The organism is Streptomyces sp. NPDC001604, from assembly GCF_042893475.1.
In the GTDB taxonomy this organism is placed as follows: domain Bacteria; phylum Actinomycetota; class Actinomycetes; order Streptomycetales; family Streptomycetaceae; genus Streptomyces.
The window spans coordinates 120,357-134,263 of the sequence record NZ_JBIAUY010000018.1; the positions used below are offsets into that span (position 1 = coordinate 120,357).

General features: G+C 70.5%; 12 protein-coding genes and 1 riboswitch. Of the genes, 8 read left to right on the plus strand and 4 right to left on the minus strand.

Annotation, left to right across the window (positions count from 1 at the left end; all coding sequences use genetic code 11):
- Positions 1 to 213: 213 nt before the first annotated feature.
- Together ACFY1E_RS36850 and fahA are read right to left on the minus strand one after the other, a co-directional pair.
- Positions 214 to 1,155, minus strand: coding sequence for a M56 family metallopeptidase (locus ACFY1E_RS36850; protein WP_389084126.1), 942 nt, complete (start codon positions 1,153 to 1,155; stop codon positions 214 to 216).
- 211 nt (positions 1,156 to 1,366) lie between these two features.
- Positions 1,367 to 2,596: a fumarylacetoacetase gene (fahA, locus tag ACFY1E_RS36855; protein ID WP_389084129.1), complete on the minus strand. Its 1,230-nt coding sequence runs from the start codon at positions 2,594 to 2,596 to the stop codon at positions 1,367 to 1,369.
- Positions 2,597 to 2,838: 242 nt separating this feature from the next.
- Between fahA and ACFY1E_RS36860 the strand changes: the two genes are divergently transcribed.
- The 3 genes from ACFY1E_RS36860 to ACFY1E_RS36870 all read left to right on the plus strand — a co-directional run bounded on the left by ACFY1E_RS36860 (position 2,839) and on the right by ACFY1E_RS36870 (position 6,369).
- Positions 2,839 to 4,107: an ATP-grasp domain-containing protein gene (locus ACFY1E_RS36860; RefSeq protein ID WP_389084132.1), complete on the plus strand. Its 1,269-nt coding sequence runs from the start codon at positions 2,839 to 2,841 to the stop codon at positions 4,105 to 4,107.
- 67 nt (positions 4,108 to 4,174) lie between these two features.
- Positions 4,175 to 5,377 (plus strand): FAD-dependent oxidoreductase, encoded by a 1,203-nt coding sequence (locus ACFY1E_RS36865; RefSeq protein WP_389084134.1) that lies wholly within the window; start codon positions 4,175 to 4,177, stop codon positions 5,375 to 5,377.
- A 134-nt stretch (positions 5,378 to 5,511) separates the two neighbouring features.
- The gene (locus ACFY1E_RS36870) at positions 5,512 to 6,369 is read left to right on the plus strand and encodes an HAD family hydrolase (protein ID WP_389084137.1); all 858 of its coding nucleotides are present in this window, start codon (positions 5,512 to 5,514) and stop codon (positions 6,367 to 6,369) included.
- A 146-nt stretch (positions 6,370 to 6,515) separates the two neighbouring features.
- Here the strand turns inward: ACFY1E_RS36870 and ACFY1E_RS36875 are convergent, their stop codons facing one another.
- Complete coding sequence (locus tag ACFY1E_RS36875) at positions 6,516 to 6,998, minus strand: transglycosylase SLT domain-containing protein (protein ID WP_344403617.1); 483 nt, start codon at positions 6,996 to 6,998, stop codon at positions 6,516 to 6,518.
- A 4-nt stretch (positions 6,999 to 7,002) separates the two neighbouring features.
- Positions 7,003 to 7,172, minus strand: a riboswitch (cyclic di-AMP (ydaO/yuaA leader).
- 680 nt (positions 7,173 to 7,852) lie between these two features.
- Between ACFY1E_RS36875 and ACFY1E_RS36880 the strand changes: the two genes are divergently transcribed.
- The 5 genes from ACFY1E_RS36880 (at position 7,853) to ACFY1E_RS36900 (ending at position 13,393) form a co-directional block, all read left to right on the plus strand.
- Positions 7,853 to 8,863, plus strand: coding sequence for a polyprenyl synthetase family protein (locus ACFY1E_RS36880; RefSeq protein ID WP_389084140.1), 1,011 nt, complete (start codon positions 7,853 to 7,855; stop codon positions 8,861 to 8,863).
- Between the two features lie 157 nt (positions 8,864 to 9,020).
- Positions 9,021 to 9,968, plus strand: a complete 948-nt coding sequence (locus ACFY1E_RS36885) for a CHRD domain-containing protein (RefSeq protein WP_389084143.1) — start codon at positions 9,021 to 9,023, stop codon at positions 9,966 to 9,968.
- A gap of 255 nt (positions 9,969 to 10,223) precedes the next feature.
- On the plus strand, positions 10,224 to 11,462 hold the full coding sequence (locus ACFY1E_RS36890; RefSeq protein WP_389084146.1) for an outer membrane lipoprotein carrier protein LolA: 1,239 nt from the start codon (positions 10,224 to 10,226) through the stop codon (positions 11,460 to 11,462).
- Positions 11,463 to 11,547: 85 nt separating this feature from the next.
- Positions 11,548 to 12,525, plus strand: coding sequence for an ABC transporter ATP-binding protein (locus ACFY1E_RS36895; RefSeq protein WP_389084147.1), 978 nt, complete (start codon positions 11,548 to 11,550; stop codon positions 12,523 to 12,525).
- Complete coding sequence (locus ACFY1E_RS36900; protein ID WP_389084149.1) at positions 12,512 to 13,393, plus strand: ABC transporter permease; 882 nt, start codon at positions 12,512 to 12,514, stop codon at positions 13,391 to 13,393. The genes ACFY1E_RS36895 and ACFY1E_RS36900 overlap by 14 nt, the downstream gene beginning before the upstream one ends.
- Here ACFY1E_RS36900 and ACFY1E_RS36905 read toward each other — a convergent pair.
- Entirely contained in the window at positions 13,383 to 13,892 is a 510-nt protein-coding gene (locus tag ACFY1E_RS36905) for a hypothetical protein (protein ID WP_389084150.1), read from the minus strand. The genes ACFY1E_RS36900 and ACFY1E_RS36905 overlap by 11 nt on opposite strands.
- Between the last annotated feature and the right edge of the window lie 15 nt (positions 13,893 to 13,907).

Consider the following 13,907-nt stretch of genomic DNA (forward strand, 5'->3'; position numbering starts at 1 on the left):
CAATGTCAGCCCGTCCGGCGTTTGAGGACGAGACCAGCTCAGCCAATGTCAGCCCGTCCGGCGTTTGAGGACGAGGCCAGCTCGGCCACTTCCAGCCGGTCCGGCGTGCGAGGAAGAGACGAGCTCAGCCAATGTCAGCCCGTCCGGCGTCTGAGGACGAGACCGTCAGGCCGAAAGGGCCCGTCCCAAAGAAAGCAGCCCCCACGGCAAGGCTCAGCCCAGCGCCGTGAGCCCCGGTGCGAACGCGATCAGCAGCGGCAGCAACGGCACCAGCGCCGCCACCGTCGTCGTCAGCGCCCGGTGTCGGCGCCCAAGCCGCGGCGGCGGCTCCAGGAGGCGGTCGACACGCTCACCGAGGAGGCGGTGGCTGGAGGCGCAGGACAGCACGCCGCGGTGCTGGTTCAGCTCGATCAGCGCGAGCGCGGTGGTCAGATGGCCGCACCGGCGGGACGCCGTGTCGTCCGCCGCCAGCTCCACCAGCCGGTGGGTCTGCTCGCAGAAGTGGGCGAACAGCGGGACGCGGGGAAAGCCGGTGGCCAGCGCGCTGGACAGATGCAGCAGCCAGTCGTGGTGCGCCCGCGCATGATCGCGTTCATGCGTCAGGACCGCGTCGAGCTGGTGGTCGGTGAGCCGGTGCAGGGCGCCCGTGGTGACGACCAGCTGGGGCGGGTGGCCGGGCATCCACCAGGCGTCCGGGTACTCGTCCTCCAGCACCAGCAGCGGGCCGCGGGCCGCCTCCTCCAGTCCGGCGGGCAGCTCGGGGGCGCGTTCGCGCAGATGCGCCCGGGTCTGTCCGCGGCGGCGGCGCGCCTCGACGAGTTCGCGGGCGAGCATCGCCGTCGTCCAGGCGGCGCCGCAGGCCAGCAGCAGGGTGAGGGCCGCGGACCAGGCGGGCGCGGCGGTCAGGTCGTACGCCGCGGTCACGGCCGGCGGCGCCGGCGCGAAGACGTGGTCGCGGAAGGTGTGGAAGACGGCGGCCGCGCCCAGCACGAGCGCCGTCAGACAGCACAGCAGGACGGTGGCGACCAGGCACTGCCACACCCACAGCGCGACCACGGGCTCCCGCTCGGGCCACGCCGACCGCACCAGCGCACGCGGCACCGGCACGGCGGCCATCAGGGCGACGACGCTCAGCAGGAGCAGACAGACGGTCATGCCACGGTCTCCGGATCCTGGTCGGAGGAAGGGGCGGGGCGGTGCGGTGGTGCGGCTCGGCGCACAAGACGCCCGCCGCCAGTATGACGGCGAACGGCGCAGGAGTCAGGGGACGACGGCCATCCCGTACGACACACCCCGTACATCTCGCACGTCTCGTACGACCGTCCGCACGACCCGTACCGCCGCCGTCACGTCCCGCAACTCCCGCTCACTCCGTCGCGCCTGCCACGATCCGTCCGCTCACCTCGCCGAGACCCACGCGGGTTCCGCCCGGTCCGGGCGCCCACGCCGACAACGTCACCACGTCCCCGTCCTCCAGGAACGTCCGCTTGCCCTCGGGAAGTTCCAGCGGATCGCGCCCGTTCCAGGTCAGCTCGAGGAGCGACCCGCGCTGCGCGGGCTCCGGGCCGCTCACCGTGCCCGACCCGTACAGGTCGCCGGTCCGCAGGGAGGCGCCGTTCACCGTCATATGGGCCAGCTGCTGCGCGGCCGTCCAGTACATGGTGGAGAACGGCGGCTCGGAGACGACGGAACCGTTGATCGCGACGGAGATCCGAAGGTCGTACCCGCCGGGCTCGTGACCCGAGTCGGCCGCGTCGTCCAGATACGGCAGCAGCGCATGGGTCCGCTCCGGGGGCGCCACCCGCGCCTCCTCCAGGGCGTCCAGCGGGGTGATCCACGCCGACACCGACGTGGCGAAGGACTTGCCGAGGAACGGGCCGAGGGGGACGTACTCCCAGGCCTGGATGTCGCGCGCGGACCAGTCGTTGAGCAGGCACAGGCCGAAGACATGCTCCCGGAAGTCGCCGAGCGCCACCGGGCGCCCGCGCTCCGAGGGCACACCCACCACGAAACCGACCTCGGCCTCGATGTCCAGGCGGACGGACGGCCCGAAGACGGGCGCCGCATCGGCCGGGGCCTTGCGCTGCCCGGACGGCCGTACGACGTCCGTACCCGACACCACGACCGTTCCCGACCGCCCGTGGTAACCGATCGGGAGGTGCTTCCAGTTGGGCGTCAGCGAGTCCGCGGCGTCCGGGCGGAAGATCTGGCCGACGTTGCGGGCGTGGTTCTCCGAGGCGTAGAAGTCGACGTAGTCCGCGACCTCGAACGGGAGGTGGAGCGTCACCGACGCCAGCGGATGCAGGAACGCCCCTACCGCCTCCTGGTGCGCCGGTACCGTCACCCACGCCGTCAGGGCGCGCCGCACGTCCGACCAGGCGGTGCGGCCCGCGGCGAGCAGCGGGTTCAGCGAGGGCTGCGCGAGCAGGGAGGCGTACGGCGAGCCGAGCGCCCGCGCCGCCGCGCCCGCGTCCAGGACCTGGTCGCCGAGCCGGACGCCGACGGTCCGCTCCGTCGAGCCGGCGGGGGAGAAGACGCCGTACGGAAGGTTGTGCGGACCGAAGGGATCGCCCTCGGGGACATCGAAGGGGGGCATGGGGTGCTGCCTCACTCTCACTGTGTCGCGAGCCGTCTGTCGTGTGCCACCTGCGCGAACCGTTATACGGCTGCTGGGTGGCCGCGCCACACGTTACGGCCGCGTGGCCGGTCTTGGGCAGTGTCTAAAGAGTTTGCAATGTCCGAATTGGGCTTGTCGGATGTGGCAATTCCGGCTTAGCGTCCTTTGGGGGACACGGACGGGGTGGGTCCGGTCCGTAGGGGGGACACGTGGGGGGACCCGTGGCCAGCAGCACGCGCAGTGTGCCGTTCGCGGCCGACCGTGAAGTGCCCGGCCTGATCGTCAAGTTCGGCGACTACCCGCTGCACCACGGCGGTGTGGGTGCGATCCGCAGCCTGGGCCGCCTCGGCGTGCCCATGTACGCGATCACCGAGGACCGTTACACACCCGCCGCCTCCTCCCGCTACCTCGAGAAAGCCTTCGTCTGGCCGACCACCGGCACGGAGGAACCCGCCCGTCTGGTGGAGGGCCTGCTGCGCATCGGGCGCCGCATCGGCCGCCCCACCGTCCTCGTCCCCACCGACGAGGAGGCAGCCGTCCTGATCGCCGAGCACCAGGACGAACTCGCCGGCCGCTTCCTGTTCCCGCGGGTCGAGCCCGCCCTGCCCCGCCGCCTCGCGAGCAAGCAGGGCCTGCACGAACTGTGCGTGGAACACGGCATCCCGAGCCCCACGGCCGCCTTCCCGCAGTCGTACGACGACATCGTCACGTTCGCCGAGAAGGCCCGCTTCCCGGTGGTGGCCAAGAACCGTGAGGCCTTCGTACGGCGCAAACGGCCGGCGGTGAACGGCACGACGCGGATCGCCACCCGCGAGGGCCTGCTCGGCCTGGCCCGCGACTGGGGCGAGTGTCCCGGGGTGATCCTCCAGGAGTACCTGCCCAGGGAGGACGCCGAGGACTGGATCGTGCACGCCTACTTCGACCAGGACTCGACGCCGCTCGCGATGTTCACGGGCGTGAAGGTGCGCTCCTGGCCGCCGCACGCGGGCATGACGGCCAATGCGTATGTGGTCGACAATCCGGAACTCGCGGACATCGCCGCGCGTTTCATCAAACAGATCGGCTTCACCGGCGTCATCGACCTCGACCTGCGCTTCGACCGGCGCGACGGACAGTACAAACTCCTCGACTTCAATCCACGCATGGGCGCCCAGTTCCGGCTGTTCGAGAACGAGTCGGGGGTGGACGTCGTCCGCGCCATGCATCTGGACCTGACCGGCCGCTCCGTCCCGGAGGGGGAACAGCGGGCCGGCCACCGGTACATCGTGGAGAACATCGACCTGCCCGCCCTGCTCGCCTACCGCCGCAGCGGCTATACGACGCCGCACGCACCGGCGCACGCGAGCGGGACGGAGCTGGCCTGGCTCGCGGGTGACGACCCGCTGCCGTTCCTCACGATGCTCGCGCGCTTCGTACGGCCGGGCGCGAAGCATCTGTACCAGCTGTGGCGGACCAACCGCCGTGGCAGCTCCACCAGTTCGGGCGGCTAGCCGACCGGTCAGCGGTCCGAGACGAACCACACGAAGTGACGAAGTGAGCGTCCTGGGGAGGGACTTCGTGATTCAACCGGTTGCAGTCATCGGCGCCGGGCCCTTCGGCCTGTCGACCGCCGCCCATCTCCGAGCCCGCGGACTGCCGGTCCGTGTCTTCGGCGAGCCCATGGTCAGCTGGCGCGACCACATGCCCGCCGGAATGCTCCTCAAGTCGACCCCTGCCGCCTCCAGTCTGGACGCGCCGCAGCAGGGCCACACACTCGCCGACTACTGCGACGCCGCCGGCATCAGGCGGCTGGTGACGGACGAGGACATCATCCCCGTCGAGACCTTCATCTCCTACGGCGAGTGGTTCCAGCAGAAGCTGGTGCCCGAACTGGAGCAGGTGCGGGTGGTCTCGGTGGACCGGCACAAGGGCGGCGGCTTCGAACTCAAACTGGACTCCGGGGAGTTGTTCACCGCCCGCGCGGTCGTCGTGGCGACCGGCCTGTCCGGCCTCGCACACCTGCCGGCCGAACTGGCCACCGCCGCGGCGGACGGACCCACCCCCACGGGCCCGGTCTCCCACAGCTCCCAGCAGCACGACCTCACGCGCTACGCCGGCAAGGAACTGATCGTGGTCGGCGCAGGCCAGTCCGCGCTGGAGACGGCGGCGCTGGCGGCGGAGGCGGGCGCACAGGTGCGGGTGGTCTCCCGCGGCCGCGGCAGGGTCGCCTTCGGCGCACCGCCGTGGAAGCAGCCGAAGCTGCGCCCCGAGTCGCCCTTCGGCCGCGCCTGGTCCCTGTGGGCCCTCAGCTACTACCCGCACCCCTACCGCTATCTGCCGGCCGAGACCCGCCACTACCTGGTGCGGCGCGTCCTCGGCCCGCTCGGGGCGTGGTGGCTGCGTGACCGCTTCGAGGGGAAGGTTCAGGTCAGCGAGGTCGACCGGATCGTGGGGGCGGACGCGGCCGACGGCTGCTGCAAGCTGAGGGTGCGTACCCACACGGGCCGCATCCTGGACATGTCCGCGGACCATGTCATCGCGGCCACCGGATACCGGGTGGACATCGCGGCCATGGACTTCCTGGGCCACGAACTGCGCACGCGTCTCGCGGTGAGCCGCGGCACCCCCAAACTGGGCGCGGGATACGTCTCCTCGGTCCCCGGCCTGTACTTCACCGGCCTGCCGGCCGCGGCGTCGTACGGCCCGGTGATGCGCTTCGTCTGCGGCACCGAGTTCGCCTCTCCGAGGCTGGCCAAACACCTGGCGGCAGCGCACGGCTAGGCAGCGGCCGCGGGCTCCCGCCGGACGATGAAGAGCCCACAAGGATAGGGGAGTTGAGCGAGGGACGGTGGGGCAATCGGCCGTCGTCCGGTTCGCGATGAGTCGGTGGGGCGTCCTGTCCGTATTCTCTGATCATGGCCGCACCCACCGCATATGCACTCATCGCCACCGACCTGGACGGCACGCTGCTCCGAGGCGACGACACGCTCTCCGACCGGTCCCTCGCCGCTCTGGCACGGGTCGCCGGGGCCGGCGCCCGGCACCTGGTCGTGACGGGCCGGCCGGCCCCCAGGGTGCGGCCGCTCTTCGACCAACTGGGCGGCAGGGGGCTCGCGGTGTGCGGGCAGGGCGCGCAGGTCTACGACGTGGGCGCGGACCGTCTGCTGTGGTCCGTCACCCTGGACCGGGAGCTGGCCGAGACCGCCCTCGGCAAGATCGAGGCCGAGGTGGGCCAGGTGTACGCGGCTGTCGACCAGGACGGTGTGGAGGGACTCACGCTCATCGAACCGGGCTATCTGATGCCGCATCCGACGCTGCCGGCGGTCCGCGTCGACCGGCGCGACGACCTGTGGTGCGAACCCATCAGCAAGGTGCTGCTGCGCCATCCCGCCCTGTCCGACGACGAGTTGGCGGCGACGGCGCGCTCGGTGGTGGGTTCGCTGGCCACCGTCACCATGTCGGGACCGGGGACCGTCGAACTCCAGCCATGCGGCATCACCAAGGCGACGGGCCTCGCACTGGCCGCCGCGCACCTGGGACTCGGCCCCGAGCAGACGATCGCCTTCGGTGACATGCCCAACGACATCCCCATGTTCGACTGGGCCGCCCACGGCGTCGCCATGGCCAATGCCCACCCCGAACTCAAGGCGGTGGCCGACGAGATCACCCTGTCGAACGAGGACGACGGCATCGCCGTCGTCCTCGAGCGAATGTTCTTCGAGTTCGGGGAGCTCGATGAGCTCCATGAACTCGGAGAGCTGGAGGAGCTCTGAGCGGCCTCAGCGAAGTCCGCTACGTTACGGCAGCGCTCCTTCAGGGGCGCGGGGCTGTATTGACTTGCGGCTCCGCCGCGGGGCGCGACCAGCCACGAAGGCGCCGCAGCCGACGAACGGCCGATCGCGGCACTCCCACGGAGTGCTCAGTACGCACCGAACACGTTGTCGATCGACCCGTACCGCGCGGCGGCGTACTTGCAGGCGGCCGTGATGTTCGCGATCGGGTCGAAGGGGTTCATCGCCGTGCCGGGCACATGGTAGGCGAGGAACGTCGGGTCGATGACCTGCAGCAGTCCCTTGGACGGGGTGCCGGCGACCGCGTTCGAGTCCCAGTTGTTGATGGCGGCCGGGTCGCCCGAGGACTCGCGGATGATGTTGCGGTAAATGCCGTTGTACGTCCCGGGGATACCGTTCTGCTTCATGACCTGGAGGGCGCCCCGGATCCAGCCGTCGAGGTTGTCGGCGTAGCCCATCGACTTCACGTTGGCGACGGTCGGGGTGGCCGCGGACGCGCTGTTCGCCCCGATGAGCGGGAGGGCGAGAACGGCGGCGCCGGTACCGGTGACGGCGAGCTTGCGGGCGAGGCGGTTGCTTCTGGGACGGCGGTGCTGACCTGTTGCAGGCATGGCGGGATCCTCTCCGTCGCCTGCGAGGTGAGCTGTCGGGTTCGGGCGGGGAGATGCCCGGCCGCGCAGCCGTACGGCCACGCGACTTCACCCCTAGCCGGCCCGGGACGATGCCCGGTCCGGCGGCCTACCTGGTTCCCCCGCTCCTGCCGTGCGAGTCAGTTGGTCGATGGTCGTGTCCGGGCGGCGGCAGGATTCGGCGTCCACCCGACAGGCCGGGAACGTATGCGAGAGCACATGGCGGGAACAAGGGTCGGCCTCACAGATCACGCCTGTTGACCTTGCTCTGAGGCTTATGGGGCACTTGATCCTTTGCGGTTGCCAAGTCTCAACTCGCGTACGGGAGAGGGGAACCGGCGAGAGGGCAGCGCTTGTCGGCCCGTACTGCCGTGTGAGTCAAGTCACCGGCATTCGCAAGAGTGGCAAATAGGGCAATGGCCCCAACTCGTGGTCAACCAGCCGCCCATCGCCTCATTGGGGGGCGAAAGCGGAACCTGGCGTGTGGTGCACGTCGTTGTCATGGCGGTCGCCCGTCGAGCACCCCGTGCCGGGATCCGGAGGTCCTCGTGAGTCGTTTCCTGAGGGAAGGGCACTCGGGCGTACCGACTCGTACGGACGCACCGGGGGACACGCCGAGAGGCGCGCCGGCCGACACCCCGATAGACAAGTCGATGGATATCCGTTCTTATCGGTTGATCGAAAACATACCGGTCGTGATCCGATACCGCCCAGGCTGGACGGGTGGGCGGCATCGGTGATCGAAAGGTGACCGGATACGCTGACTTGAGTGATGTCAGCGACCTATCGACAAACCGTGTAACCGCCAGTAGACACCAGCAGACAGGAGACCCCTCGTGACCGTCGTCGGGCCGTTCGGGCTGAGCGTGCGGGACCAGGCTCTGGAAGCCGATGTCCAGGCCGGATTGGCGGCCGTCGAGGAAGGTTTGCTCGAAGCCACCAAGAGTGAGGTGCCCTTCATCACGGAGGCCGCCCAGCACCTGGTGCGGGCGGGCGGGAAGCGGTTCCGCCCGCTGCTCGTGATGCTCGCCGCCCAGTTCGGCGACCCGTATGCACCGGGGGTCGTGCCCTCGGCCGTGGTGGTGGAGCTGACCCATCTGGCGACGCTGTACCACGACGACGTGATGGACGAGGCCGCCGTGCGGCGCGGCGTCGACAGCGCCAACACCCGCTGGGGCAACTCGGTGGCGGTCCTCACCGGCGACTTCCTGTTCGCGCGCGCCTCGCACATCCTCGCCGACCTCGGGCCCGAGGCGGTCCGGGTGCAGGCCGAGGCGTTCGAGCGCCTGGTCACCGGGCAGATCCTGGAGACGGCGGGGCCGCAGGACGGCCGGGATCCGGTCGACCACTACCTGGACGTGCTGGGCGGCAAGACGGGCTCGCTGGTGGCCGTGTCGTGCCGCTTCGGGGCGATGATGTCGGGCGCCGACGAGACGGTCGTGGACGTGCTCACGCAGTACGGGGAGCGGCTCGGAGTCGCCTTCCAGCTGGCGGACGACGTACTGGACATCGCCTCCGAGTCGCGCGAGTCCGGCAAGACCCCGGGCACCGACCTCCGCGAGGGGGTCCCCACGCTTCCGGTGCTGCGGCTGCGGGAGCGGGCGGCCCGGCTGGGGCTTGCCGAGGACATCGCCCTGTGCGAGCTGCTGGACTCCGACCTGAGCGACGACGCGCGGCACGCCGAGGCGCTCGCCGGACTCCGGGCGCACCCGGCGCTGGAGCAGGCGCGCCGGGACACGGTGCGCTACGCGGAGGACGCGCGAGCGGCGCTGGCTCCGCTGCCGGAGTGCGATGCGAAGCTCGCGCTGATGGAGATGTGTGACGCCGTGGTGCATCGGGCCGGCTGAGCTGCCGTTCGAGCGGGCTCTGACCTGCACTCCAAGCGATGTGGCGTACGTCACACATCTGGACTGAGTCCAGAATGAGATCGCTTCCGTAGTCATCCTCAGAAGGCCGACGCAGGGGGTGTCGGCCCGTCTACGGGGAGACAACAGAATCATGCGCATGAACACGACGTTCTCGAAGCGCCGTAAGAGCCTGATGGCCACCGCTGTCGCGGTGGCCGCCGCCGGGGGGATCGCCGCCGCGGTGATCCCGGCCCACGCCACCGGAGGGGCCGCGTCCGACGGCACCGGGGGAACCCTTCTGGCCGCCAGTCTGCGCGGGGCCAACGAGGTGCCCGTCGCGGGCGGTCCGGCCGTCGGTGACCAGGACGGCGCCGCTCTCGAGTTCATCAAGGTGCAGGACGACAAGGTGTCCGTCGCCGTGACCTGGCGCGGCACCGGCAAACCGACCATGCTCCACATCCACCAGGGCGCCAAGGGCACCAACGGCGGCGTCAAGGTCGACTTCACCGACCTGCTGAAGAACAGCAAGCGGCACAGCGTCACCGGCACGGTCCAGGTCAAGGACGCCGCCCTGCTCGCCGCTCTCAAGTCCGACCCCGGTTCGTTCTACGCCAATCTGCACACCACCGAGTTCCCCGGCGGAGCCGTCCGTGGCCAGCTCCACAAGGTCACCGTCGCCGCCTTCGACTTCCGTGACGCCCTGCACAACTTCCAGGCGTCCGTGATCAAGGGCAAGCAGATCTACGAGTGCAAGCCTGCCGCCGCCGGGGGCTACGCCTTCGCCCAGCGGGATGTCGGCGCCCTGCTCGGCGGCGGTATCCGGCACTCCTTCGTCGCGCCCAACTCCGGTACGCCGCAGTGGGTCGCACCGGACGGAAGCGCGGTGACCGGAGCCGTCCTGTCCAAGACTCCGAACGGGGACGGCAACATCCCCGAGCTCGACCTCAAGGCCACCCGGTCCGGCAAGCACCACGGCCTGCTCGCGAACACCACCGAGATCCTGCGGCTCAACACCGTGGGCGGAGTGGCCCCGGCCGGCTCCTGCACGCCCGGCGAGATCGTAGGAGTCCCGTACCGGGCGGACTACGTCTTCCTGCAGAACTGACGGGAGCTCACCTCGGGCGGCGTCTTCCCTCCTACGACCCCTACGGGTCGGGGCAGGCGCCGCCCTCTCGCGTCATACCCCAGGTGTACACGGAGTTGGCCCCCGGGGCTGACGCTTCCTCCTGGCCGATTTGGTGAGATGGAAACCACGGAAATCACCACTGATCACCGATTCGGGTGAGAATGGCGGCTCGGGGTGGACAACGGAAACACGCGAGTTGGACAAGCCGCCGCCGACGACGGAGGTAGCGCACACATGGCACCGTACGAATCCGACGACAGCACGACCGCCGGGGAGGCCGACGACCTGCGCGCGGGTCGTCGCAAGGCCGCGCGGTACGTCGTCCCGGTCGCGGTGGTGGGGGTGGCGGCGGCGACCATCGGGCTGGTCCCGGCGCTCGCCGACTCCGGTGACCCCGACCTGCCGAAGATCAGCGCGCAGCAACTCATCGACAAGATCGCCAAGTCGGACGTACAGCAGGTGTCCGGCACCGTGAAGATCACCACGGACCTGGGGCTGCCGGACCTCGGCGGTCTGGAGAGCAGCCTGACGTCCGGCGCCGGCAGGTCGGGCGACGGCTCGTCCGCCGACCCGACCTCCAAGCTCACGGAACTCGCCACCGGCACGCACACCCTGCGCGTCGCGGCCGACGGCCAGGACAGGCAGAAGCTGTCGCTGCTGGAGAACGCGGCCGAATACAGCATCATCCACAACGGCAAGGACGTCTGGGGCTACGACAGCCAGTCGAACGAGGTCTACCACTCGACCGCCCCCGCGGGCGCGGAGAAGCAGCAGAAGCAAGACGTCCCCGCCACGCCCGAGGACCTCACCAAGGACGCCCTGAAGTCGGTCGACTCCACCACCTCGGTGACCGTCGAGGGGACCGCCCAGGTCGCGGGCCGTGACGCGTACCGGCTGGTCGTCAAGCCGAAGCAGTCCGGTTCGACGGTGGGTCAGATCACCGTGGCCGTGGACTCGAAGACCGGGCTGCCGCTGAAGTTCACCCTGACCCCGGCGAGCGGCGGCGCCGCCGTGATCGACGCCGGCTTCACCCAGGTCAGCTTCGCCAAGCCGAGCGCCTCGACCTTCGACTTCACCCCGCCCAAGGGTGCGAAGGTCACCGAGGACAAGCAGGGCGACCACACAAAGGGCCACTTCGAGGGCGGCCCGAAGGGCGACCACAAGGCCTCCGGGCCCCACGGCAAGCCCGGCCAGGACCTCGGCAAGGGGGCCGACGGACCGAACGTCATCGGCAAGGGCTGGAACTCCATCGCCACCTTCGACACCGGCGGCGAGGGCATCCCGTCCGGCTCCAAGGCCGGCGGCCAGTTCGGTGGCTTCCTCGACTCGCTCGGCGACAAGGTCTCCGGCAAGTTCGGCTCGGGCACGGTCTTCAAGACCCGCCTGATCAACGCCCTGATCACCGACAAGGGCAAGGTCTACGTCGGCGCGGTGAGCAAGGACGCCTTGATCAGGGCGGCGAACGCGGGCTAGCCCCGGGAACCTTGCGCGGGGCCCGAGCGTAGTCACTGTACGTAGTCGTCGCGTGAGGTCGTACCAGTGCGAATCGAGGAAGCCGATGGACGAGGAGTCCGCCACGGAGCCGGAGCAGAGCGAGCCGCCGGGTGACAGCCTCATCGCCACCCATGGGCTCACCAAGCGCTACCGCGGCGGGCAACTCGCCGTCGACGGCCTGGATCTGACCGTCCCGGCGGGCAGCGTCTTCGGCTTCCTCGGTCCGAACGGCTCGGGCAAGACCACCACCATCCGCATGCTGATGGGCCTGATCGAGCCCACATCGGGTACGGCGCGCGTCCTCGGGCGGCCCATGCCGCGTGCCTCGCGCACCGTGCTCCCGCACGTGGGCGCCCTCATCGAGGGCCCCGCCCTGTACGGCTTCCTCTCCGGCCGCGACAACCTGCTGCGGTACGACGCCGCCGACCCGACCGCCGATCCGCGCACCCGCCGTGCCCGTGTCGCGGCCGCGCTGGACCGGGTGGGCCTGACCGCGGCGGCCGGCAAGAAGGCGAAGGCGTACTCGCTGGGCATGAAGCAGCGGCTCGGCCTCGCGGCGGCGCTGCTGCAGCCCCGCAGACTGCTCGTGCTCGACGAGCCGACCAACGGGCTCGACCCGCAGGGCATGCGTGAGATCCGCTCCCTGGTCAGGGAGTTGGCCTCCGACGGCACGACGGTCTTCCTCTCCTCCCACCTGCTCGACGAGATCGAGCAGGTCTGCACCCATGCCGCGGTGATGGCGCAGGGTCGTCTGATCACCCAGGGCGCCGTGGCCGACCTGGCCGCGGGGGTGCGCGGCCGGCTGGTCGTGTCCACGCCCGACCTCGGGGACGCGGCCCGCGTGCTGAAGGAGCAGGGCGCCGCCGATGTCGTCGTCACCGACGACCGGGTGACCGCCGAGCCCCCCGACCGCGACCTCGCCGAGGTGAATGCCGCGCTGGTCACAGCCGGCGTCCGGGTCCGTGGCTTCGGCGTGGAACGGGCGTCCCTGGAGGACGCCTTCGTGGCACTGACGGGGGAGGGGTTCGATGTCGCAGGCTGAAGCGGTCGTGACCGAGGTGCGTCAGCCGAGTCCCTTGTGGACCTTCGGGCTCTTCCGCAGTGAACTGGTCACCACGTTCCGCCGCTGGCGGACCCTCGCGCTCCTCGCCGTGCTCGCGGCTGTCCCGATCCTGGTCGGCATCGCAGTCAAGATCGAGACCAGCGGCAGTTCGCCGGAAGGCCCCGGTCGCGGCGGCGGCCCCGCCTTCATCTCGCAGATCACCAACAACGGCCTGTTCCTGGTGTTCACCGCGCTGGCCGCGACGCTCCCGTTCTTCCTGCCGATGGCGATCGGCGTCGTCGCGGGCGACGCCATCGCAGGCGAGGCGAACTCGGGCACCCTGCGCTATCTGCTGGTCGCCCCGGCCGGCCGCACCCGCCTGCTGCTCACCAAGTACGCGACCGTGATGACCTTCTGCCTGGTCGCCACCCTCGTGGTGGCCGTCTCGGCGCTCACCGTCGGGGCGATACTCTTCCCGCTCGGCGAACTGACGACCATCTCCGGCACACAGATCAGCTTCACCGAGGGCCTGGGCAGAGCCGTGCTGATCGCCCTGGTCGTCGCCGTGTCCCTCATCGGCGTCGCGGCCCTCGGCCTGTTCGTCTCCACCCTGACCGGAAGCGGCATCGCCGCGATGGCGACGACCGTCGGACTGCTGATCACCGTCCAGATCCTCGACCAGATACCCCAGCTCCACGCGGTACAGCCGTACTTCTTCTCCCACTACTGGCTGTCCTTCGCCGACCTGATGCGCGACCCGGTCTACTGGGACGACCTGGTGAAGAACCTCGAGATCCAGGCTCTGTACGCGGCCGTGTTCGGCTCGGCGGCATGGGCGCGGTTCACGGCGAAGGACATCACCGCCTAGCCGCCCCCGTGAGGCGGGCGAGTGACTGCGTCTCACGCGGCGGCGACCCGCCGAGGTCACCGAGGCGCCAGTCGGGCACCCAGGGCACGCGGTACACGTCGATGAGCGACTCGATCAGCCGGATCTGCCGGTCGAGGGGCCGCGGCAGCCGCCCCGGCGCGTCCGCGACGAGCACGACGGCGTCGAGGTCGAGCCCCGGCGGGGCCTCCCCGAGACGGAAGACCTCCAGGGTGCGCAGGGTGGCCGTCAGCCCCGACGCATGCGTACGCGCGACGAGCAGGACGGACCGCGGGTCCTCGGGGCCGGGCCAGGCACGGCCGCAGTCGTGACCGCCGTAGACGGCGGCAAGGGTGGACACGCCCGCGCCGCCGTGCGTGCCCACCCAGGAGTAGCGCCGGGCGGTGGCGGTGGACGGGGCGGGCCGCTGCGGTCCCGGCTCGGGTACGGTGACCGGGCCGCGGATCCAGATCTCAGGTCCCTGCTGCACGTCCGTCCGCATGCCCGCCTCCCTCCC